The following is a 21,061-nucleotide window of genomic DNA, read 5'->3' on the forward strand; positions in this document are numbered from 1 at the left end:
CCACTCACTCGATGATGTCGCCGCGCAGGACGAATTTGCAATAGGCCACGGTGGAGACGAAGCCGGTCATGGCAAACAGCAAGGCCGCTTCGAAGTTCACGCCCGATCCGGTGCGCACCCCGTAAAGCACGATCAGGGCCAGCACATTGATGACCATCGTATCAAGCGCCAGAATGCGGTCGGGCACGCCGGGGGCCCGGAACACGCGGTACAGGTTCATCGCCAGACCAAGGCCAAAGCAGAGGAAGGCAAAATCAAGGGCGTAATTCAGGATCATTCGAATATCCTTTTCAGGCGGGCCTCGTAGCGGGTCTTGATGTCGTGGACGATGCTGTCAGGGTCCGGCGCATGCAGGGCGTGGATCAGCAGCACCCGGCCACAGGATGACATGTCAGAGGTGACGGTGCCCGGTGTCATGGTGATGGTGCCAGCCAGAATGGTGATCGCCTCGGGGGTTTTCAGGTCAATCGGCACGGCGACCCAGCCGGAGCGGATGTTTTCATTGCGCATGAACAGCACGATCCGGGCAACCTCGATATTGGCTTTGACGATGTCCCACATCACCAGCAGGACATAGCCGGCAAAGGCCGGGATGTTGCGGAGCGGCGGGCGGTTCGGCCAATAGGGCGCGGTCAGCTTGGGGATGACGATGGCCAGGATAAGCGCCATCACCAGACTGCCGATCTTGAAGCCGTTGACCAGCAGCATCCAGGTTGCAAACAACAGGATCGACAGCAGCGGGTGGGGAAAGAGGCGGCGCAGCATCTTACTTCACCTCGGGCAGTTGATTGGCGTTGATATAGGCGCTGGTGTCAAACAGGCCTGCGGAGGTTCCTTCGATCCAGTCGATGACGGGGCCAGCCAGCACCGTCAGCCCGACCAGACCGGCGAGCAGCAGACCGACGGCGACAAAGGCCAGCGCCTGCGCCGGATGGTGGGGCGCATCGCCTTCGGGGGCAGAGGCGTGGGCCTTCCAGAACAGGGTCGACCCGGCACGGGCAAAGCCTACGATCATGATCAGCGAGGTCACCAGAATGACCGACCAGATCAGGGCCGCAGAGTCGCGCAGCGCATCAAGCACCAGAAGTTTGCCGATAAAGCCCGACAGCGGCGGCATGCCTGCGGTGGCGATGGCCGAGACCATGAACAGCGCCGAAATCAGCCCGGCCTGCGCAATCGGGGGCAGGGCGTCGCGCAAGGAGTCATGCGCGCGACGGTCCACCACCAGATCGACGATCAGGAACAGGGCGGCCCCGGCAAGGGTGGAGTGCACGATGTAGTAGAGCGCGGCCGAAATGGAGGCCGGGGTAAAGGCCGAGATGGCGATGAAGGCGGTACCCATCGAGGCCACGGCGGCAAAGGCAGCCAGCCGCGACAGGGTGGTCGCCCCAAGGATGCCAAGTGCGCCGATGATCAGGGTCAGCAATGCTGCGGGCAGCATCAGATCGGCGATCAGCGTGCCGGTGATCGGATGGGACGGCGGCAGCACCAGCACCCCGAAGCGGATCACCGAATAGGCCCCGATCTTGGTCATCACCGCGAACAGCGCCGCCACCGGGCCGGGGGCATTGGAATAGGTGCCGGGCAGCCAGAACTGCAGCGGCACCAGCGCGCCCTTGATGGCGAAGACCATCATCAGCATCACGGCCGCCACGCGGAACAGGGCGGCGTCCCCTTCGGACAAGGCCGCTGCCTTGACCGCCAGATCGGCTATGTTCAGCGTGCCGGTGATCGAATAGATCGCCGCCAGCGCAAACAGGAACAGGGATGAGCCGACAAGGTTGAAGGCCACGTATTGGACGCCTGCGCGCAGCCGGTCCTTGCCGCCCGCGTGGATCATCAGACCGTAGGAGGCGATGAGCAACACCTCGAAGAACACGAACAGGTTGAAGGCATCGCCTGTCAGGAAGGCGCCGCAGATGCCCATCAGTTGAAACTGGAACAGGGCGTGGAAGTGGCGCCCGCGCGCATCCCAATTGGTGCCGATGGTGTAGAGCAGCACACAGACGGCCAGCACCGCCGTCAGCAGGACCATCATCGCCGACAGGCGGTCCAGCACCAGCACGATGCCAAAGGGGGCGGGCCAGTCGCCAAGGCGGTAAACCTCGGGGGCTTCCGTGCTGGCGGCGATCAGTAGGGCAAGGCTGACAGCAAGCAGGGCAAAGCTGGCCACCAGCGAGAACACGCGCTGCAGCAGCAGGTCGTTGCGCATCAGCAGGACGATCAGCGCACCCATGATGGCCGGCAGCAAAACCGGCGCTGCGATCCAGTGAGACATCATTTCTGGCCCCCATTGGCCGGGGTGTCGTCGTCGTTCATATCCACCTTGTCATGGCCAGCTTCCAGAAATGCGCCCAGTGCCATCATCACGATGACGGCCGTCATGCCGAAGGAAATCACGATGGCAGTCAGCACCAGCGCCTGCGGCAGCGGATCGGCATAGCCCGGCGCGCCTTCGCCATAGATCGCGGGCACGTTGGTGGCCAGACGGCCAGAGGTGAACAGGAAGACGTTGACCGCATAGGTCAGCAACGTCAAACCGACAATCACCGGAAACGTGCGCTGGCGCAGCATCAGATAGACGCCGGCGGCGGTCATCATGCCGATTGCGGATGCGACAAGAGCCTCCATCAGCGGGCCTCCTCGGAATTCAGGGTCCGGCCTTCGGACGGGTCGATATCAAACGGCTGCGTGTTCACGGTTTCTCCGGCGCGCAGTCCGATCCGCGACAGCGAAGCCAGCGCCAGCATCACCGCGCCCAGAACCGTGAGGAACACCCCGATGTCGAACAACAACGCCGTGGCCAGTTCGAATTCCTCAAGCGGCCAGATGGTGAAATAGCCGAAGGCCGAGGTGAGGAAGGGCAGTCCATTGAACCAGGCCCCGATGCCGGTGGCGGCCGCGATCAGCACGCCGCAGGCGATCAGCGCATGGTAATCCACCTTTTGCCGCGCCGCCGTCCAGGCAAAGCCCGACGCCATGTATTGCATGACCAGCGCGATGGCGACGATCAGACCGGCGATGAAGCCGCCGCCCGGTTCGTTATGCCCGCGCAGGAAGATGAAGAAACCGACCATCAGCGCAATGGGCAGGATCACCCGGGTCGCCACCACCAGCATCATCGGATGCCGGTCGCCGGCGCGCCGCTGGTCGGGTTTCCAGGCCAGCAGGCGGTCATTGGCCGGCCCCGCACGCAACAGCGCCTCGGTCAGGGCAAAGATCACCAGCGCCGCGATTCCCAGAACGATGATTTCACCGAACGTGTCATAGCCCCGGAAATCGACCAGAATGACATTGACGATATTGGTGCCGCCGCCACCGGGCTTTGAATTGGTGATGTGGAAGTCGGAAATGGCCTGGAAGGCCGGGTCACGCGTCATCAACGCATAGGCCAGTGCCGCGATGCCGACACCGGCGATCACCGCGATGGCACCATCCCATGTCCGGCGCAGCGGGGCGCTTTCGACCGGGGTCGCCTTGGGCAGGAAGTTCAGGGCCAGAAGCATCAGGATGATGGTCGCAACTTCGACCGAGATCTGGGTCAGCGCCAGGTCAGGGGCCGAGAAATAGGCGAAGCCGACCGAAACCATCAGACCGACGATCCCCACCAGAACCAGCGTCAGCAGCCGGTTGCGGTGGAAGATCACGATGGCCAGGGTTGCCAGCACCAGCGACAGCCAGCCCAACGCCGGAACCGGGGGAACAGGCATCAGATCGCGGGTGCCGATGGCATGGGTGCCAGTGTCGAAGGCGTAATAACAGACCGCCGCAATCGCCAGCGTGCCGATGGCAATATAGCGGGTCAGCGCGCCGTCATGCAGGCCATTGGCGATGCGGCCCGCCAGCGTGGCAAAGGGTTCCATCAACCCGTCAAAGATCCGCTTGGCCTCGGGCCGCGGCGTGGCGGTCCACAGCGCCATCAGGCGCGGGTGCAGGCCCAGTGCCATCAGACCGCCGCCGATCGCGGCCAGAGACATCCAGAGGGCGGGGGCATAAAGCCCGTGCCAATGGGTGATCTTGACCGCAACCGGCGCGCCGGTCACGGCACTTGCCGCCGCGTTCACCAGCCAGGCAGCGGTGAGCATCGGGAACAGGCCGATCAGGATGACAAGGCAGGCCAAGAGGGCTGGGGCCGCCCAGAGGCCAAAGCCCGGATCATGCGGTTTTGCGGGGTAATCGCTGCGCACCGGGCCAAGGAAGGCATGGGCGATGAAGCGAAAGCTATAGGCCACCGAAAACAGCGCGCCGATGGTGGCGAGCACCCCGATCAGCCAGGGATTTGCCATCCATGCCGTATGAGCGGCTTCTTCCAGCATCAGTTCCTTGGACAAGAAGCCGTTCAGCGGCGGAATGCCCGCCATCGACAGCGACGCGATGGTCACGATGGTGAAGGTGATCGGCATCAGGGTGCGCAGGCCGCCAAGACGTTTGAGATCCCGGGTATGCGCCTCATGGTCGACAATGCCCGCCGACATGAAGAGCGCAGCCTTGAAGGTGGCGTGGTTGATGATGTGGAACACGGCCACCGTGGCCGCCTCGGCCGTGCCGAACCCCAGCAGCATGGTGATCAGGCCCAGATGCGACACGGTGGAAAACGCCAGCAACGCCTTGAGATCATCCTTGAACAGCGCGATCTTGGCCGCCATGACCATGGTGATCAGCCCGGTGGTTGCCACGATGTAGAACCATTCCGGCGTGCCCGACAGCACCGGCCACATGCGCGCCATCAGGAACAGCCCGGCTTTGACCATGGTTGCCGAATGCAGATAGGCCGAAACGGGCGTGGGCGCGGCCATCGCATGCGGCAGCCAGAAATGGAACGGGAACTGGGCCGATTTGGTAAAGCAGCCCAGCAGGATCAGGATCAGCGCCGGCAGATACCAGTCCGAGGCCTGAATCGCCTCTTTGTTCTGCAAAATGACCGACAGATCATAGCTGCCCGCAATATTGCCCAGAATGAGCATGCCCGCGATCATCGCAAGCCCGCCGCCGCCGGTGACGGTCAGCGCCATCCGCGCGCCTTGCCGGCCTTCGGGCAGGTGTTTCCAATAGCCGATGAGCAGAAAGGACGACAGCGAGGTCAGTTCCCAGAACACCAGCAAAAGCAGGATGTTGTCGGACAGGACGATGCCCACCATCGCGCCCTGGAACAGCATGAGGTAGGTGTAGAACTGCCCCATCGGATCGGATTTCGCGAGATAGAAGCGGGCGTAGAGGATGATCAGCAGGCCAATGCCGAGGATCAGCCCCGCGAAAAGCAGCCCCAGACCATCGAGAAAGAAATTGGCGTTCAGGCCCAGCGACGGGATCCATTCGATGCGGGTCTGCACCACCTCGCCGCGCAGGACGGCGGGGGCGTTCAGGCCCAGCATCAGCAGGGCAAGGGCGGTCACTGACCCTGTGACCAAGGCACAGGCATTCTTGCCTGCGCGGATCATCAGGCCGGGGAGAAGCGCACCCAGAAAAGGCAGCGCAGCAATCAGGGCGAGTGACATAGAGCGGACGTTCCCTCGTCGTGGCGTGGCGTTTTTGCGTCTTTGGCGTCGCGGCGGGTTTTTGCCGATCAAAGACTTGGCGGCACCGTTTTCAAGACCTTTAGGGCCCATAACCGGTGACGGAAAGCATTTTCGGCACGCGAATCGCGCGCAAGCCCCAAAATTGCGGCTAGGTGTCGCGGCCCGCTGCGTTCTGATCGATGAGATACCGATGCGACAGCGGAATGGCCGCTGCCCCCAGCACGCGCGCATTGGCCCCCACCGTGCCCTGACGGATCGCGGGCGGGTCGATCCCGGCCAGATCCAGCGCGTGCAGTGCGGCATGGGTGCGCGCGGTCAGCGCGGCCCGGATGCTGGCGGGCATCCAGCCGTCGATCAGCACCGCCTCCAACTCGATCAGGGCGGCGGCGGACAGGATGGCATGTGCCAGACCGCGGGCGGCCCCGTCGATCCAGGCTTCCAAAACGGCAGGGCTGACCTGCCAGTCCAGATGCTGGGCCCACAGATGGTCGGACGATTCGCCTGCTGCCTCCATCGCATCGGCCAGCACCGACATCGAGGCCACGTCCAGCAGCCGTCGGGTCTGGCCATCGGGGCCGGGAACCGGGATCGGCCCGACGCCGGCGGCATTGCCGCTGCGCCCGGTGAACAGCTGGCCGTTCAGCACCAGACCGCCGCCGATGAAGGTGCCGAAGTAGAAATACAGGAAATCCTTGGGCCGTTCGCCAGTGCCGAAGACCAGCTCGGCCCCACAGGCGGCAGTGGCATCATTCTGCACAAAGACCGGCAATCCGGAGAGCGCGGCCAGTTCGGCCTGAATGTCGCGGTGGCGCCAGGCATCCATCTCGGATTGCGGCGCGCCCAGGGCTGTGACCCAGTTCCACAGTTGGAAGGGCATTGCCACGCCAAGTCCGCCGATGCGCCCGCGCGACGTGGCGGGCAGATCTGCGATCAGGCCGGGCAGGGTGGCGCGGACAAAATCCACAACGGCCCCGGGGGTCGGATAGCGATAGACCTGGCGCTCAAGCCGCAGCACCTGGCCCAGAAAATTGACCAGCGTCAGATCAGCCGAGCGCCGCCCGATCTTGAGCCCGAAGAAATACGCGCCTTCGGGGGCCAGAGACATCGGGATCGACGGTTGACCGATGCGGCCACGCTGCGGCGTGCCGCGTGCCAGCAAGCCGTCCTGTTCCAGCGCGCGCATGATGACCGAAACCGTCTGGGCCGACAGGCCGGTGATGCGGGCAATATCGGATTTTGCCAGCGCCCCGTGCTGGCGCAGCAGGGTCAGCACCAGCCGTTCGTTCTGGGCACGCATGCCGGATTGGTTGGTGCCGCGCAGAACCGGGTCATCGGTGCCGTGGCGGTCGGCAATGGCTGCGATATCGCCCGATGGTATCATCCGTCGCCCCTGATCACACCCTTGCGCAGGATGACATTGGCATAAAGCGCGGTTTCACTGCTGGCAATGACTGTGTGGGCGGCGCGGATGCGCGGATACAGATCATCGCCCGCCAAGGCCTGCACGGCAAAACCCGGCTTCATGCAGCCACACAGGGCCTCTATCTGATGATGGATCGCGCCGGTTTGCGCAGGATCGTTGTTCAGGCTGGCACGGAACAGCGCGAAGGGCACATCCGTATCCAGCGGTAGCACGGTCAGAATTGCCTGCAACAGTGGCAAAAGCCCGTGGCCATCGGCCCGCACCAGGCGGCGCGCATGGTCTTGTGCCGGATAATTGCCATCAACGATCGCGATTTCGTCGCCATGTCCCATGGCGCGCAAGGCGGCCAGAAGCTCTGGCCCCAGAATGGACGGAATACCAATCAGCATGTCGTATGTCGCCCCCCGGCACCGGGCCAGAGCGCTTCCTCCCTGACCAAAGGTGCAGGCGATTGCGGCATTCTGTCAATATTAAATCACTCTTATTTATTTATGTTGACGCAAAGACGCGAATCAGGTTTTGTATGCCCACCGCAGCAGGAGGAACGGCTGCGCAACATGATTGCAGCAGGGGTAAATCCCCTGTCATCCTTGGGAGGAACCGCATGAAAAAGTCACTGACAGTCCTTATGGGCTCGGCCGCGCTTGCGCTGATGGCAACCGCAGCCGCCGCGCAGACCAGCGCCTGCCTGATCACGAAAACCGATACCAATCCGTTCTTCGTGAAGATGAAGGAAGGGGCCGAAGCCAAGGCAGCCGAACTGGGTGTGACGCTGAAATCCTATGCCGGCCGGATTGACGGCGACCATGAAAGCCAGGTCGCTGCGGTCGAGGCCTGCGTGGCCGATGGGGCCAAGGGCATTCTGATTGCGGCGTCGGACACCAAGGCAATCGTCGATTCAGTTGCCGCTGCCCGTGCGGCAGGCGTGCTGGTGATCGCACTCGACACCCCGCTGGACCCGATTGATGCCGCGGATGCAACCTTTGCCACCGACAACTTTCAGGCCGGTCTGCTGATTGGTCAGTGGGCCAATGCAACGCTGGGGGCTGAGGCCGCCAATGCCAAGATCGCGCTCCTGGATCTGTCCATCGCCCAGCCATCAGTCGATGTCCTGCGCGACCAGGGCTTCTTGCAGGGCATGGGCATTGATCTGGTGGACCCGAACAAATGGGGCGATGAAACCGATCCGCGCATCGTGGGCAATGAAGTCACCTCGGGCAACGAAGAAGGCGGCCTGAAGGCGATGGAATCGCTGCTGGCCAAAGACCCCGACATCAATGTGGTCTATACCATCAACGAACCTTCAGCCGCCGGCGCGTTCGAGGCGCTGAAAGCGGCAGGCAAGGAAAACGTGCTGATCGTCTCTGTCGATGGCGGCTGCCCGGGCGTGCAGGATGTCAAGGACGGCGTGATCGGTGCGACCAGCCAGCAATACCCGCTGCAGATGGCGGCTCTGGGTGTCGAAGCCATTGCGAAATTCGCCGCAGATGGCACGAAACCGGCCCCGACCGAAGGCAAGGCCTTCTTTGACACGGGCGTGGCGCTGATCACCGACAAGCCGGTTGATGGCGTCGAGTCGCTCGATACCACCAAAGGCATGGAGCTGTGCTGGGGCTGATCCTGGCACCCTGGCAACAGCGCAGTTGATTTGCGGCGTTGCCTGACCTCAGTCTTACGGTCAAGGGCGGCCATCGCGCCGCCCTTGTCACAGCCAACGCACAGCCGAGCGGCTGCGCCGGGGAGGGGAACGACATGGCATCAGATGCAAAGACCGCGACCAGTTTCGAAGAGGGGCTGAAAGGCGCCTCCGAGAAAGTGGCCGAGTTTCATGAAGAGCAGAGCCTGCTGAAAAAGCTGCAGCACTGGCTGCATCAGACACCTTCGGCGGTGCCGCTGATCGTGCTGGTGGCCGCGCTGATCGTGTTCGGGTTTCTGTCGGAGAATTTCTTCAGGGCCGGCACCCTGTCGGTGATCTTGCAGCAGATTGCCATCGTCGGCATTCTGGGCTGTGCGCAGACCATCGTGATCCTGACCGCCGGCATCGATCTGTCGGTAGGGGCCATTGCAGTGTTTTCATCCGTGCTGATGGGACAGATCACTTTCCGCTTCGGTCTTCCGGCAGAGCTGGCGATTCTGATCGGTCTGGTTCTTGGCACCGGCATGGGGGCGATGAACGGCTTTCTGATCGCCAAGATGAAGCTGCCGCCCTTCATCGTCACGCTGGGCACCTGGCAGGTTCTGCTGGCATCGAATTTCATCTTTTCCGCGAACGAGACGATACGATCTTCCGACATTGCCGCAAACGCCCCGGCCTTGCAGCTGTGGGGCGGATCGATCGAGCCGGGTGGGGTCAAGATCCTGTACGCGGTGTTTCTGATGATCGCGCTGGTCGCCATCATGGCCTGGATTTTGCGCAACACCGCCTGGGGCCGCCATGTCTATGCCACGGGTGATGATCCGCAGGCGGCGGAACTTGCGGGGGTGCCGACCAAACGTGTGCTGATCCAGGTCTACGCGCTGGCCGGGTTTTTCTGCGCCATCGCGGGCTGGGTGATGATCGGGCGTTTCGGGTCGGTGTCCCCCACCGCATCAACCGGGCAGTTGGGCAATATCCAGTCGATCACGGCTGTGGTGATCGGCGGCATTTCCCTCTTTGGCGGACGGGGCAGCATCATGGGTATGTTCTTTGGCGCGCTGATCGTGGGCGTGTTCGAAATGGGCCTTCGGCTGGTGGGCACCGACCCGCAATGGACGTTCTTCCTGATCGGCGTGCTGATCATCTTTGCAGTCGCCGTGGACCAATGGATCAGAAAGGTGGCAAGCTGATGGAACCGCTTCTGAAAGGCACAAATCTGGTCAAGCGTTATGGCAAGGTGACAGCGCTGGACCATTGCGACTTCGATCTGTACCCCGGCGAGATTCTGGCGGTGATCGGTGATAACGGTGCCGGCAAATCGACGCTGATCAAGGCGATTTCCGGCGCGGTCATTCCCGATGAGGGCGAGATCACGCTGGAGGGGAAGCCGGTGCGGTTCTCTACCCCGATCGAGGCGCGGGCTGCGGGGATTGAAACCGTCTATCAGACCCTTGCGATGTCTCCGGCCCTGTCGATTGCCGACAACATGTTCATGGGCCGCGAATTGCGCGCGCCAGGGATCATGGGATCGGTGTTTCGCAAGCTCGACCGGCCCCGGATGGAAAAGTTCGCCCGTGAAAAGCTCAATGAACTGGGTCTGATGACGATCCAGAACATCAATCAGGCGGTGGAAACCCTGTCGGGCGGCCAGCGCCAGGGGGTTGCCGTGGCGCGGGCGGCGGCATTCGGGTCCAAGGTGGTGATTCTTGACGAACCCACCGCGGCGCTGGGCGTCAAGGAATCGCGCCGGGTGCTGGAACTGATCCGCGATGTGCGCGGGCGGGGCATTCCGATCATCCTGATCAGCCACAACATGCCGCATGTATTTGAAGTGGCCGACCGCATCCACATTCACCGCCTTGGCAAGCGGTTGTGCGTGATCAAGTCGGGCGAGCATTCGATGTCGGATGCGGTGGCCTATATGACCGGGGCAAAGCTGCCCGAAGGCGTGGCAGAACCGGCATGACACCCGATGGGCTGGCCGATCTGATCCGTCAGCGGGCTGAGGGGCAGGGGCGGTTTCTGACCGCCCTTGCCGGCCCCCCGGGTGCGGGCAAATCCACCCTTGCCGAAGCGGTTGTCGCGGCGCTTGGGGCAGGCGCGCGCGTGGTGCCGATGGATGGATTTCATCTGGATGATGCGGTGCTGGACAGGCGCGGCTTGCGCGCGCGCAAGGGCGCGCCCGAGACCTTTGACGTGCTCGGCTTTGCCCATCTCATCCGCCGTCTGCGCAACGATGCAGAGGTTGCGATCCCGGTGTTTGACCGCAGCATGGAACTGTCACGCGCTGCCGCAGATATGGTGCTGGCCGAGGACCGCTTTTTGGTGATCGAGGGTAATTATCTGCTGCTGAACGAGGCGCCATGGTCAGCCATGGCCCCGGCCTTTGACTTGACGGTGTGGATCGACGTGCCCGAGGCAGAATTGGACCGTCGCCTGATGCAGCGTTGGCTGCACCATGGCAAAACGCCTGAAGCGGCGCGGGCCTGGATTGATGGCAATGACATGCCCAACATCCGCCGCACCATTGCACACTCGCGCCCCGCGGATGTGTCGATCGGCTGGCCCTAGGCGGCGCGGCGCAGAGCGTGCCATGCGCGCTGCCCAGATGCGGCTGGCTTATGAGCCGGGTGGCATTGCCTTGCGCTGGCGGGCCCGTTCGAGCCCCAGGCGACGCTCGCGCCAGATGATCAGCACGCCGGCGCTGATCACCAGGGCTGCCCCGGCCAGCATGGTGACGGTGGGCACCTCGGCAAAGAAGAACCAGCCAAACAGCAGGGCAAAGAGCATCGAGGCGTAATCAAAAGGCGCAATGACCGATGCATCGGCGCTGCGATAGGAGGAGGTCAGGAAAATCTGGCCCAGCCCGCCCAGCAATCCGGCGGTGACCAGCAGGGCGGCCTCGGTCCGGGTCGGGATCACCCAGCCATAGGGCAGGGTGACAAGCGACAGCAGCGTGGCGGTCGCCGAAAACCAGAACACGATGGTGGCGGTCTGTTCGGTCTGCACCAGTTTGCGCACGAACACCTGGGCCAATGCGGCAAAGACCGCGCTGCTCAGCACCATGATCGCCCCTAGCGCCTCGGCCGGATTGGCGCCGCCGTTCAGCACGCTGAGCCGGGGCGAAACCACGATCAGAACACCGACCATGCCAAGGATGACACAGCTGATCCGGAAGGCACGCACCTCTTCGCCCAGAAACATGGCGGCAAAGATGACGGTCAGCAAGGGGGCGGTGTAGCCGATGGCCGTCACCTCGGGCAGCGGCAGATAGCCAAGGGCGGCAAAGCCCAGACACATGGAGGTGGTGCCCACCAATCCGCGCCAGAAATGTCCGAACGGGTTTTTGGTGCGCAGGCCGGTTGACAGTTCACGCCGCCAGATCAGCCAGATCAGGATAACGGGAATGGCAAAGAACGACCGGAAGAACACCGCCTCGCCCGGCGGCACATGGTCGGCGGTGGCCTTGATCAGCGCCGACATCGTGATGAACAGCAGGACCGAGATGAGTTTGAGGGCAATGCCGCGCAACGGGTTCATGATGGTGCATGGTGGCGGGGATGGCCCGGGGCTGCAAGGGGCGGGATTGTCCCCGGCACAATCGCGCCGGGTGCAATCGCGGCTTCCCTGCCGGCTGCCGGTCTGATTTGCTAAAGCGAAAGGAGTCGCCTCATGCCACATCTCGCCCCCAAAGCCCCGTTGTCAGACCGGATCACCCAAGGCCGGGGGCTGCAACCCGCCGATCTGGTGCTGAAGGGCGGCAGGGTGTTCGATCTGGTCACCGGCGATCTGGTCGAAACCGATGTTGCGATCTGTGGTGACACCATCGTGGGTGTGTTCGGAGATTACAGCGGACAGCGTGAGATTGACGTGTCGGGCAAGATCCTGGTGCCCGGATTTATCGACACCCATCTGCATATCGAATCCTCGCTGGTCACCCCATTCGAGTTTGACCGCTGCGTGACCCCGCGCGGGGTGACCACCGCGATCTGCGACCCGCATGAGATTGCAAATGTCTGCGGGATCAAGGGGGTGCAGTACTTTCTTGATGCGTCGTTGCACTGCCTGATGGACATCCGCGTGCAGCTGTCGTCCTGCGTGCCATCCACCCATATGGAAACCGCCGGGGCGCGGCTGGAGGCGGCGGATCTGTTGCCGCTGCGCGACCATCCGCGCGGGATCGGGCTGGCCGAATTCATGAACTTTCCGGGCGTGCTGATGCAGGACGCGGGCTGCATGGCCAAGCTGGAGGCATGGCAGGGCCGTCATATCGACGGCCATGCGCCCCTGCTGCGCGGGAATGACCTGAACGGGTATATCAGCGCCGGCATCCGCACCGAGCATGAGGCGACCACGGCTGAAGAGGGTTTGGAAAAGCTGCGCAAGGGGATGCGGGTGCTGATCCGCGAAGGATCGGTCAGCAAAGACATGCAGGCGCTGGCCCCGCTGCTGACCGAACGGCACGCGCCCTATCTGTGCCTGTGCACCGATGACCGCAACCCGCTGGACATCGCCGAACATGGCCATCTGGACTACATGATCCGCACGCTGATCAGCCTTGGCTGCCCGTCGCTGGCCGTGTACCGCGCGGCGAGCCTGTCGGCGGCAGAGGCCTTTGGGTTGAAGGATCGCGGGCTGATTGCGCCGGGCAAGCGTGCGGATATTGCAGTGATCGATACGCTGGAGAGCTGCCGCGCCAGCCTGGTGCTGGCCGGCGGTGTGGTGGCGCATGCGGCGGCCTTTGCCGCGCGGGGGACCGTGGCGCCGGTGGCGCGGCGCTCGGTCAGGGCGCGGCCGGTGGCGGCTGCGGATTTCCGGACCGGTGGCAACCGCGTCGAGACGCCGGTGATCGGTATCCTGCCGGGCAAGATCATCACCGAGCATCTGACCTTTGAGATAGCGCCAGTTGATGGCGACAAGCGGCCTGACCTTGACCGCGACCTGATCAAGATTGCGGTGATCGAGCGGCACGGGGTGAACGGCAATATCGCGACCGGCTTTGTGCAGGGATTTGGGCTGAAGCGCGGGGCCATTGCCTCGACCGTCTGCCATGACCATCACAACATCGCAGTGGTGGGCGCAGAGTACCATGACATGGCTTTGGCAGCAAACCGGCTGGGCGAGATCGAGGGCGGGTTTGTGGTGGTCTGTGACGGCAAGGTGCTGGCGGAACTGGCACTGCCCGTGGCGGGGCTGATGAGTCTGGAACCGTTCGAAGGGGTGCGGGATACCCTGATCGGGCTGCGGGCGGCGGCGAAGGGGCTTGGGGTGGCGCTGGAAGAGCCGTTCTTGCAGCTGGCCTTCCTGTGCCTGCCGGTGATTCCGCATCTCAAGATTACCGACATGGGGATGGTGGACGTGGACCGTTTCGAGGTGATGGCGTGACCCTGTCCCCCGGGGCAGCCTCGGGGAGCATCGAGCCCCCGCTCGGCCGCGCTGCCGCGGACCAGTGTCGGATGGTGCGCGTGGGGCTGTCCGGGGCCTCTGGCGGGCAGCCTTGGGAAAGGCGCAAGCCGGAGGGATGCGCCGGTGATTGACAAGCTGGAAATGTTCATAGCGCTGGCCCGGGCGCGCCATTTCGGACGCGCGGCAGAGGCCTGCGGCGTGTCGCAGCCCTCGCTGTCGGCGGCGATCCGGCAGCTGGAAGAGCAGCTGGGGGTGCAGCTGGTGTTTCGCGGTGCGCGCTATCAGGGGTTGACGCCCGAGGGGCAGCGGGTGCTGGAGCGGGCACAGGGCATCGTGGCCGAGGTGCGGGCCCTGCGCGACGAGATGCGGTCAGCCAAGAAAGGGCTGGCGGGCAAGCTGCGGATCGGGGTGATCCCCACGGCCTTGCCGATGGTGGCGCAGCTGACGGGGCCGCTGATCCGGCGGCATCCGGCGGTTTCGGTCACCGTGCTGTCACGCACCAGCGCCGAGATCCTGTCTGGAATCGAGGGTCTGGAGCTGGATGCCGGCATCACTTATCTGGACAACGAGCCATTGGGCCGGGTGTCGAGCCTGCCGCTTTATACCGAGTTCTACCGGCTGATCTGTGCGCCGGAATCGCCGATGGCGGACCGGACGCAGGTGCGCTGGGCCGATCTGGCGGGCCTGCCGCTGTGCCTGCTGACCGGCGATATGCAGAACCGGCGCATTGTGGACCAGCATCTGGCCGAGGCCGGGGTGCGCACGGTGCCGGGGATTGAGAGCAATTCAACAATTGCCCTGATGGCCCATGTGGCCAGCGGGCCATGGGTGTCGATCCTGCCCCGCGCGCTGGCCGATCTGTTCGCGCAGTCGGGTGCCGTGCGGGCGGTGCCGATCGTTGAGCCGGAGGCCGGGCATCTGGTCGGGGTGATTGCCGCCCGGCGCGATCCGCCGACGCCGCTGATCGAGGCGCTGATCGAGGCCGCAAGACGGATGGCGGAGGGGCAGGTTCAATAGGCTTTGCCTATCGTTTGACGGGATTTCATTATTGATCCGGCTGTCATGGCAGATAAACTCCGGCGCAGAGCAGAGCCACGGGAGAAGCCATGCCGGACGATGATGCGATCCTTGCACGTACCGCAGAGATTGTGCTGGCCCATCAGGGGCTTGAAGGGGCAATGCTGCCGATGCTGCACGCGGTGCAGGCCGAATTCGGCCATGTGCCGCAGGCGGCGATGCCCGCGCTTGCCGAGGGAGCCGGGGTGACGCGGGCTGAATTGCATGGCGTTGTGAGCTTTTATCACGATTTTCGCGAGGCACCTGCCGGGGCAACCGTGGTGCGGTTGTGCCGGGCCGAGGCCTGTCAGGCGATGGGGGCGGACCGGCTGGCGGTTGAGGTGCAGGCGCGGCTGGGCCTTGGCTGGCACGAGACCAGCGCCGATGGGGCGGTGACGCTGGAGCCGGTGTTCTGTTTGGGGCTGTGCGCCTGCGCCCCGGCGGCGCAGGTGAAGGGAGGGCTGATCGGGCGGGCCGATGCAGCCCGGATTCTGGCGGCTGCGGGCAGGGGGCAGGCATGAAGGTCTATGTGCCGCTGGATGCTGCCGCGCGGGCGCTTGGCGCGGATGAAGTGGCAGCAGCCTTGCAGGCCGAGGCCGCACGGCGCGGGATAGACCTGACCATCGTGCGCAATGGCAGCCGGGGGATGGTCTGGCTGGAGCCGCTGGTCGAGGTAGAGACGGCGCAGGGTCGCATGGGCTTTGGCCCGGTGGAGGCGGCATCGGTGGCGCAGGTGTTCGATGGCGGGCCGTTGGCGCTTGGCCCGGTGGAGGATCTGCCCTGGATGAAGGCGCAGACCCGGCTGACCTTTGCGCGCTGCGGGGTGATTGATCCGCTGTCTGTTGACGATTACCGGGCGCATGGTGGCTGCACCGGGTTGCTGCGTGCGCTGGGCATGGATGTGGAGGGGCGGCTGGCGGAGGTCACCGAGTCGGGCCTGCGCGGGCGTGGCGGGGCGGGCTTTCCCACCGGCATCAAGTGGCGCACGGTGGCGGGGGCGGTGGCCGACCGCAAGTATATTGTCTGCAATGCCGATGAGGGCGACAGCGGCACCTTTGCCGACCGGATGATCATGGAGGGCGATCCCTTGTCGTTGATCGAGGGCATGGTGATTGCCGGGATCACGGTGGGGGCCGGCAAGGGCTTTGTCTATCTGCGCAGCGAATACCCTGATGCGATTGCGATGATGACCCGGGCGGTCGAGGCCGCAAGGGCGGCGGGGATGCTGGGGCCGTCGGTCATGGGGTCGGGGCTGCCCTTCGATATGGAGATCCGCGTCGGCGCGGGGGCCTATGTCTGCGGCGAGGAAACCAGCCTGCTGAACAGTCTGGAGGGCAAGCGCGGCGTGGTGCGCGCCAAGCCGCCGCTGCCGGCGTTGGAAGGGTTCATGGGCAAGCCCACAGTGGTGAACAACGTGATTTCGTTGGCGACCATACCTGTGATCTTTGAGCGCGGGGCTGCGGCCTATGCTGCGCTTGGCATCGGGCGGTCGCGCGGTACGATTCCGTTGCAGATTGCCGGGAATGTGGCGCGGGGCGGGTTGTTCGAGGCGGCCTTTGGAATGTCGCTGCGCGAGATTGTCGATGATCTGGCGGGCGGGACCGCCACGGGGCGCCCCGTGAAAGCGGTGCAGGTCGGCGGGCCACTGGGGGCCTATTTCCCGCGCGCGCTGTTCGATGTGCCGTTTGGCTATGAAGACTATGCCGGGCAGGGCGGGCTGATCGGCCATGCCGGGATTGTGGTGTTTGATGACACTGCCGACATGCTGGCGCAGGCGCGGTTTGCCTTTGAATTTTGCGCTGTGGAGTCCTGTGGCAAATGTACACCCTGCCGTATCGGGGCGGTGCGTGGGGTGGAAACGGTGGACCGGGTCGCGCGCGGCGATGCCGATGCCATCCCCCTGCTGCATGATTTGTGCGACACGATGAAGGCCGGATCGCTTTGTGCGCTGGGGGGATTCACGCCCTATCCGGTGCTGTCGGCCCTGACTCATTTTCCCGATGATTTTGCCCGTGTGAAAGAGGCTGCCGAATGAAGGATTTCATCATTCCCGACCGCGATTTCGGCACGCCTGCGGCGAAGTCGAAGGTGATGGTCACGCTGAGGATTGACGGGTTCGACGTGACGGTGCCGGAAGGCACCAGCATCATGCGCGCGGCGGCAATCGCGGGCATCACGGTGCCAAAGCTGTGCGCCACCGACTCGGTGGAGGCATTCGGGTCTTGCCGGTTGTGTCTGGTAGAGATCGAGGGGCGCAATGGCACGCCGGCCAGCTGCACCACGCCGGTGGCGCCGGGGCTGAAGGTGTCCACCCAGAACGAGCGCCTCAAGAAGCTTCGGCGCGGGGTGATGGAGCTCTATATCAGCGACCACCCGCTGGATTGCCTGACCTGTTCGGCCAATGGCGATTGCGAGTTGCAGGATATGGCGGGCGCCGTGGGTCTGCGCGATGTGCGTTATGACGCTGTGGAGACGCATTTCCGCGCCAAGAACACCAGCGGCGAGGTCAACCCCCAGTGGGTGCCGAAGGACGACTCCAACCCCTATTTCACCTATGACCCGGCGAAATGTATCGTCTGCAGCCGCTGTGTACGGGCGTGCGAAGAAGTGCAGGGCACCTTTGCGCTGACGATCGAAGGCCGCGGCTTTGACAGCCGGGTGTCGTTCGGGGCCAAGACCGACACTGCGCTGACCTCTGATTGCGTGTCCTGCGGGGCCTGCGTGCAGGCCTGCCCGACCGCGACCTTGCAGGAAAATTCCATCATCGACATCGGCACACCGGAACGGTCGGTGATCACCACCTGCGCCTATTGCGGGGTCGGGTGCAGTTTCAAGGCCGAAATGCGCGGGGATGAGCTGGTGCGGATGGTGCCCTACAAGCACGGCAAGGCCAACCGGGGGCACAGCTGTGTCAAGGGCCGCTTTGCCTATGGCTATGCCACGCACAAGGACCGCATCCTGAAACCCATGATCCGCGAGGCGATCACTGATCCGTGGCGCGAGGTGTCCTGGGATGAGGCGATGACCTTTGCCGCCGCCCGCATGAAGGGGATTCAGGCGCAATACGGTCGGCAGTCGGTGGGGGTGATCACATCAAGCCGCTGCACCAATGAGGAAGCCTATCTGGTGCAGAAGCTGACCCGGGCGGTGTTTTTGAACAACAACACCGATACCTGCGCGCGGGTGTGCCATTCGCCCACCGGTTATGGTCTGGGCCAGACCTTTGGCACCAGCGCAGGCACGCAGGATTTCGACTCGGTCGAGGAAACCGATGTGGTGATCGTGATCGGGGCCAACCCGGTGAACGGCCACCCGGTCTTTGCCAGCCGCTTGCGCAAGCGGCTGCGGCAGGGGGCCAAACTGATCGTGATTGATCCGCGCCGCACGGAAATGGTGGAAGGCCCGCATTACAAGGCCGACCACCACCTTGCGCTTAAACCCGGGACCAATGTCGCCGTGGTCTCGGCCATGGCCCATGTGATCGTGACCGAAGGGCTGATGGATGAGGCGTTCATCCGTGACCGTTGCGATTGGGACGCGTTTCAGGACTATGCCGAGTTCATCGCCGCCCCGCATCATGCGCCCGAGGCGGTGGAATTGCTGACCGGGGTGCCGGCGGCAGAGCTGCGGGCGGCAGCGCGGCTTTTTGCCAAAGGCGGCAATGGCGCGATTTACTACGGGCTGGGGGTGACGGAACATTCCCAAGGCTCCACCACCGTGATCGCAATTGCCAATCTTGCCATGCTGACCGGCAATATCGGGCGGCCGGGTGTGGGGGTGAACCCGCTGCGCGGGCAGAACAATGTGCAGGGGTCCTGCGACATGGGGTCGTTCCCGCATGAGTTGCCCGGCTATCGCCATGTGAAGCTGGATGACGCGCGGGCGGTGTTCGAACGGGTCTGGGGCGTGCAGATCGACAATGAACCCGGCCTGCGCATCCCCAATATGCTGGATGCGGCGGTGGAGGGCACCTTCAAGGGGTTGTATTGTCAGGGCGAAGACATCCTGCAATCGGACCCCGACACCAAACACGTCGCGGCGGGGCTTGCGGCAATGGACTGCGTGATCGTGCATGACCTGTTTCTGAACGAGACTGCAAATTACGCGCATGTGTTCTTTCCCGGCAGTTCGTTCCTTGAGAAAGACGGCACCTTCACCAACGCCGAACGCCGCATCAACCGCGTGCGAAAGGTGATGGCCCCGAATCAAGGTTACGCCGATTGGGAAGTGACGCAGTTGTTTGCTAATGCCATGGGGGCGGGCTGGGGTTACACCCACCCCAGCCAGATCATGGATGAAATCGCCCTGACCACACCCAGCTTTGCCGGGGTGAGCTATGAGCGGCTGGAAACCCTTGGGTCGGTGCAATGGCCCTGCAATGAGGCCAACCCCGAAGGCACGCCGCTGATGCATGTTGATGGATTTGTGCGCGGCAAGGGCCGGTTCATCCGCACCGAATATGTGGCGACGGATGAGAAGACCGGGCCGCGCTTTCCGCTGCTCCTGACCACCGGGCGCATCCTGTCGCAATACAATGTCGGCGCACAGACCCGGCGCACGGCGAATGTGGTCTGGCATGCCGAGGATGTGCTGGAAGTGCATCCGCATGACGCCGAGGTGCGCGGGATACGGGATGGTGACTGGGTGCGGCTGGCGTCTCGCTCGGGGGAGACAACCCTGCGGGCCGAGATCACCGACAAGGTGTCGCCCGGGGTGGTCTATACCACCTTCCACCATCCTGAAACGCAGGCCAATGTGATCACCACCGATTTCAGCGACTGGGCCACCAATTGCCCGGAGTACAAGGTGACGGCGGTGCAGGTGTCCCCTTCCAACGGGCCAAGCGAATGGCAGGAAGACTATGCCGAGCAGGCAGCGCTGGCGCGGCGTATTCTGCCAGCGGCAGAATAATGCAGGCGCAAGCGCCCTTTCCGCGCCTGTCATTCGCGGGCGGTCTCGCGCGGGAAAGCCAGCGGGTCTTGCCTGCGGAAGTGGCGGTGGCGCTGTCCTACAACGGGTCTACCCATGCGGTGATGATGGCAACCCCCGCCGACCTGACCGATTTCGCGCGCGGCTTTACGCTGGCCGAGGGCATCGCGGCGCGCGACGAGATCGAGCGGATCGATGTGGTGGAAACGCCGCTTGGCGTGGATCTGCAGATCTGGCTGGCAGAGGGCGCGGCGGCGCGGCAGATGCAGCGGCGGCGCAGCATGGCGGGGCCGGTCGGCTGCGGGCTGTGCGGGCTGGAATCCTTGGAAGAGGCCGTGCGTGAGGCGCCGCAGGTGCATAGCGCGCTGGTGATGTCCCCGGCGCAGGTGATGGCGGCGGTGGCCGCTTTGCCGCAGCACCAACCCCTGCATGACGCGACGCGCGCGGCACATTGCGCGGCGTTGTGGACGCCTGCCGGCATAATGCTGTCGCGCGAAGACGTGGGCCGGCACAATGCGCTCGACAAGCTGGTGGGGGCGATGCGGCACCCTGCCGATGGGGCGGCGCTGATCCTGACCAGCCGGGTGTCGATCGATCTGGTGCAGAAGGCCTGCACGGCGGGTTTCGCGGTACTGATCGCAGTGTCTGCGCCCACGGCAACGGCGGTGCGTATGGCCGAAGCCGCAGGACTGACGCTGATCGGCAATGCCCGCCCGGACGGGTTTGATTGTTATACCCATCCTTATCGTCTGACCGATTGCAAAGAGGTGGCGCATGTCGCTTGAAGCCCGTCTGGCCCCGCAGGAGAAGCTGATCACCATGGCCAATCAGATCGCGCGTTTCATGGAAAGCAAGCCCCATGCCGAAGCGCGCGAGGGGCTGGCCAGCCATATCAATGACTTCTGGGAGCCGCGCATGCGGCGGCACCTGTTCGAGATGCTGGATGCAGGTGGCGCGGGTCTGCGACCGCTGGTCCTTGATGCAGCCCCTCTGATCCGCCGCCCCGGCACCTGACCTGACCGCCTGACCCCGCGACGTTACCCCTTGCCACCGGATGTTTCGCGCGCGAAGCATGGGGCAGAGGGAGGACTAAAG

Annotated in this window: 19 protein-coding genes; 11 read left to right on the forward strand and 8 right to left on the reverse strand. The window is 64.0% G+C overall.

Annotated features, from left to right (window positions below; translation table 11 throughout):
- Positions 1-4: 4 nt before the first annotated feature.
- The 7 genes from CXR43_RS13275 to CXR43_RS13305 all read right to left on the reverse strand — a co-directional run bounded on the left by CXR43_RS13275 (position 5) and on the right by CXR43_RS13305 (position 7,328).
- On the reverse strand, positions 5-274 hold the full coding sequence (locus CXR43_RS13275) for a K+/H+ antiporter subunit F (protein ID WP_103334721.1): 270 nt from the start codon (positions 272-274) through the stop codon (positions 5-7).
- The gene (locus tag CXR43_RS13280) at positions 274-765 is read right to left on the reverse strand and encodes a Na+/H+ antiporter subunit E (protein ID WP_103334535.1); all 492 of its coding nucleotides are present in this window, start codon (positions 763-765) and stop codon (positions 274-276) included. Before CXR43_RS13280 ends, CXR43_RS13275 begins: the two co-directional genes overlap by 1 nt.
- 1 nt (position 766) lies before the next feature.
- Positions 767-2,278: a monovalent cation/H+ antiporter subunit D gene (locus CXR43_RS13285; RefSeq protein WP_103334724.1), complete on the reverse strand. Its 1,512-nt coding sequence runs from the start codon at positions 2,276-2,278 to the stop codon at positions 767-769.
- On the reverse strand, positions 2,278-2,631 hold the full coding sequence (locus CXR43_RS13290) for a Na+/H+ antiporter subunit C (protein ID WP_103334536.1): 354 nt from the start codon (positions 2,629-2,631) through the stop codon (positions 2,278-2,280). The genes CXR43_RS13285 and CXR43_RS13290 overlap by 1 nt, the downstream gene beginning before the upstream one ends.
- Positions 2,631-5,495 carry a monovalent cation/H+ antiporter subunit A gene (locus CXR43_RS13295; RefSeq protein ID WP_103334537.1) on the reverse strand — a complete coding sequence of 955 codons (2,865 nt, stop codon included), beginning with the start codon at positions 5,493-5,495 and terminating at the stop codon, positions 2,631-2,633. The genes CXR43_RS13290 and CXR43_RS13295 overlap by 1 nt, the downstream gene beginning before the upstream one ends.
- 169 nt (positions 5,496-5,664) lie before the next feature.
- The gene (locus CXR43_RS13300) at positions 5,665-6,897 is read right to left on the reverse strand and encodes an ROK family transcriptional regulator (protein WP_103334538.1); all 1,233 of its coding nucleotides are present in this window, start codon (positions 6,895-6,897) and stop codon (positions 5,665-5,667) included.
- Positions 6,894-7,328: an RbsD/FucU family protein gene (locus CXR43_RS13305; RefSeq protein WP_103334539.1), complete on the reverse strand. Its 435-nt coding sequence runs from the start codon at positions 7,326-7,328 to the stop codon at positions 6,894-6,896. Before CXR43_RS13305 ends, CXR43_RS13300 begins: the two co-directional genes overlap by 4 nt.
- 215 nt (positions 7,329-7,543) lie before the next feature.
- Between CXR43_RS13305 and CXR43_RS13310 the strand changes: the two genes are divergently transcribed.
- From CXR43_RS13310 to CXR43_RS13325, 4 genes are all read left to right on the forward strand, one after another.
- Positions 7,544-8,557, forward strand: coding sequence for a sugar ABC transporter substrate-binding protein (locus CXR43_RS13310; RefSeq protein WP_103334540.1), 1,014 nt, complete (start codon positions 7,544-7,546; stop codon positions 8,555-8,557).
- A 134-nt stretch (positions 8,558-8,691) separates the two neighbouring features.
- Positions 8,692-9,765: an ABC transporter permease gene (locus CXR43_RS13315; RefSeq protein WP_103334541.1), complete on the forward strand. Its 1,074-nt coding sequence runs from the start codon at positions 8,692-8,694 to the stop codon at positions 9,763-9,765.
- Complete coding sequence (locus CXR43_RS13320) at positions 9,765-10,541, forward strand: ATP-binding cassette domain-containing protein (protein ID WP_103334726.1); 777 nt, start codon at positions 9,765-9,767, stop codon at positions 10,539-10,541. The genes CXR43_RS13315 and CXR43_RS13320 overlap by 1 nt, the downstream gene beginning before the upstream one ends.
- Positions 10,538-11,146, forward strand: a complete 609-nt coding sequence (locus CXR43_RS13325) for a nucleoside/nucleotide kinase family protein (protein ID WP_103334542.1) — start codon at positions 10,538-10,540, stop codon at positions 11,144-11,146. Before CXR43_RS13320 ends, CXR43_RS13325 begins: the two co-directional genes overlap by 4 nt.
- 48 nt (positions 11,147-11,194) lie before the next feature.
- Here the strand turns inward: CXR43_RS13325 and CXR43_RS13330 are convergent, their stop codons facing one another.
- Positions 11,195-12,115 (reverse strand): DMT family transporter, encoded by a 921-nt coding sequence (locus CXR43_RS13330; protein WP_103334543.1) that lies wholly within the window; start codon positions 12,113-12,115, stop codon positions 11,195-11,197.
- 132 nt (positions 12,116-12,247) lie between these two features.
- Here CXR43_RS13330 and ade point away from each other — a divergent pair, with 132 nt between their 5' ends.
- From ade to CXR43_RS13365, 7 genes are all read left to right on the forward strand, one after another.
- Positions 12,248-13,960, forward strand: coding sequence for an adenine deaminase (gene ade, locus CXR43_RS13335; protein WP_103334544.1), 1,713 nt, complete (start codon positions 12,248-12,250; stop codon positions 13,958-13,960).
- A gap of 144 nt (positions 13,961-14,104) precedes the next feature.
- Complete coding sequence (locus CXR43_RS13340) at positions 14,105-14,998, forward strand: LysR family transcriptional regulator (RefSeq protein ID WP_103334545.1); 894 nt, start codon at positions 14,105-14,107, stop codon at positions 14,996-14,998.
- A gap of 89 nt (positions 14,999-15,087) precedes the next feature.
- Entirely contained in the window at positions 15,088-15,558 is a 471-nt protein-coding gene (locus CXR43_RS13345; RefSeq protein WP_103334546.1) for a formate dehydrogenase subunit gamma, read from the forward strand.
- Entirely contained in the window at positions 15,555-17,072 is a 1,518-nt protein-coding gene (locus CXR43_RS13350) for a formate dehydrogenase beta subunit (RefSeq protein WP_103334547.1), read from the forward strand. The genes CXR43_RS13345 and CXR43_RS13350 overlap by 4 nt, the downstream gene beginning before the upstream one ends.
- Positions 17,069-19,948 (forward strand): formate dehydrogenase subunit alpha, encoded by a 2,880-nt coding sequence (fdhF, locus tag CXR43_RS13355; protein ID WP_103334548.1) that lies wholly within the window; start codon positions 17,069-17,071, stop codon positions 19,946-19,948. The genes CXR43_RS13350 and fdhF overlap by 4 nt, the downstream gene beginning before the upstream one ends.
- Positions 19,945-20,751 carry a formate dehydrogenase accessory sulfurtransferase FdhD gene (gene fdhD, locus CXR43_RS13360; protein WP_435530807.1) on the forward strand — a complete coding sequence of 269 codons (807 nt, stop codon included), beginning with the start codon at positions 19,945-19,947 and terminating at the stop codon, positions 20,749-20,751. The genes fdhF and fdhD overlap by 4 nt, the downstream gene beginning before the upstream one ends.
- A complete protein-coding gene (locus CXR43_RS13365) occupies positions 20,741-20,980 on the forward strand; it encodes a formate dehydrogenase subunit delta (RefSeq protein WP_435530804.1) in 240 nt (79 codons plus the stop codon). Before fdhD ends, CXR43_RS13365 begins: the two co-directional genes overlap by 11 nt.
- Positions 20,981-21,061: the final 81 nt, after the last annotated feature.

It is taken from the genome of Pseudotabrizicola formosa (genome assembly GCF_002900965.1).
GTDB classification, from domain to species: Bacteria; Pseudomonadota; Alphaproteobacteria; order Rhodobacterales; family Rhodobacteraceae; genus Pseudotabrizicola; species Pseudotabrizicola formosa.

Bases quoted from the DNA above. Each gene is read 5' to 3' on its own strand.
- fdhF (WP_103334548.1), top strand. From the start codon at position 17,069: ATGAAGGATTTCATCATTCCCGACCGCGATTTCGGCACGCCTGCGGCG.
- CXR43_RS13365 (WP_435530804.1), top strand. From the start codon at position 20,741: ATGTCGCTTGAAGCCCGTCTGGCCCCGCAGGAGAAGCTGATCACCATG.
- ade (WP_103334544.1), top strand. From the start codon at position 12,248: ATGCCACATCTCGCCCCCAAAGCCCCGTTGTCAGACCGGATCACCCAA.
- CXR43_RS13345 (WP_103334546.1), top strand. From the start codon at position 15,088: ATGCCGGACGATGATGCGATCCTTGCACGTACCGCAGAGATTGTGCTG.
- CXR43_RS13315 (WP_103334541.1), top strand. From the start codon at position 8,692: ATGGCATCAGATGCAAAGACCGCGACCAGTTTCGAAGAGGGGCTGAAA.
- CXR43_RS13330 (WP_103334543.1), bottom strand. From the start codon at position 12,115: ATGAACCCGTTGCGCGGCATTGCCCTCAAACTCATCTCGGTCCTGCTG.
- CXR43_RS13300 (WP_103334538.1), bottom strand. From the start codon at position 6,897: ATGATACCATCGGGCGATATCGCAGCCATTGCCGACCGCCACGGCACC.
- CXR43_RS13295 (WP_103334537.1), bottom strand. From the start codon at position 5,495: ATGTCACTCGCCCTGATTGCTGCGCTGCCTTTTCTGGGTGCGCTTCTC.
- CXR43_RS13305 (WP_103334539.1), bottom strand. From the start codon at position 7,328: ATGCTGATTGGTATTCCGTCCATTCTGGGGCCAGAGCTTCTGGCCGCC.
- CXR43_RS13285 (WP_103334724.1), bottom strand. From the start codon at position 2,278: ATGTCTCACTGGATCGCAGCGCCGGTTTTGCTGCCGGCCATCATGGGT.
- CXR43_RS13310 (WP_103334540.1), top strand. From the start codon at position 7,544: ATGAAAAAGTCACTGACAGTCCTTATGGGCTCGGCCGCGCTTGCGCTG.
- CXR43_RS13290 (WP_103334536.1), bottom strand. From the start codon at position 2,631: ATGGAGGCTCTTGTCGCATCCGCAATCGGCATGATGACCGCCGCCGGC.
- CXR43_RS13280 (WP_103334535.1), bottom strand. From the start codon at position 765: ATGCTGCGCCGCCTCTTTCCCCACCCGCTGCTGTCGATCCTGTTGTTT.
- CXR43_RS13325 (WP_103334542.1), top strand. From the start codon at position 10,538: ATGACACCCGATGGGCTGGCCGATCTGATCCGTCAGCGGGCTGAGGGG.
- CXR43_RS13350 (WP_103334547.1), top strand. From the start codon at position 15,555: ATGAAGGTCTATGTGCCGCTGGATGCTGCCGCGCGGGCGCTTGGCGCG.
- CXR43_RS13320 (WP_103334726.1), top strand. From the start codon at position 9,765: ATGGAACCGCTTCTGAAAGGCACAAATCTGGTCAAGCGTTATGGCAAG.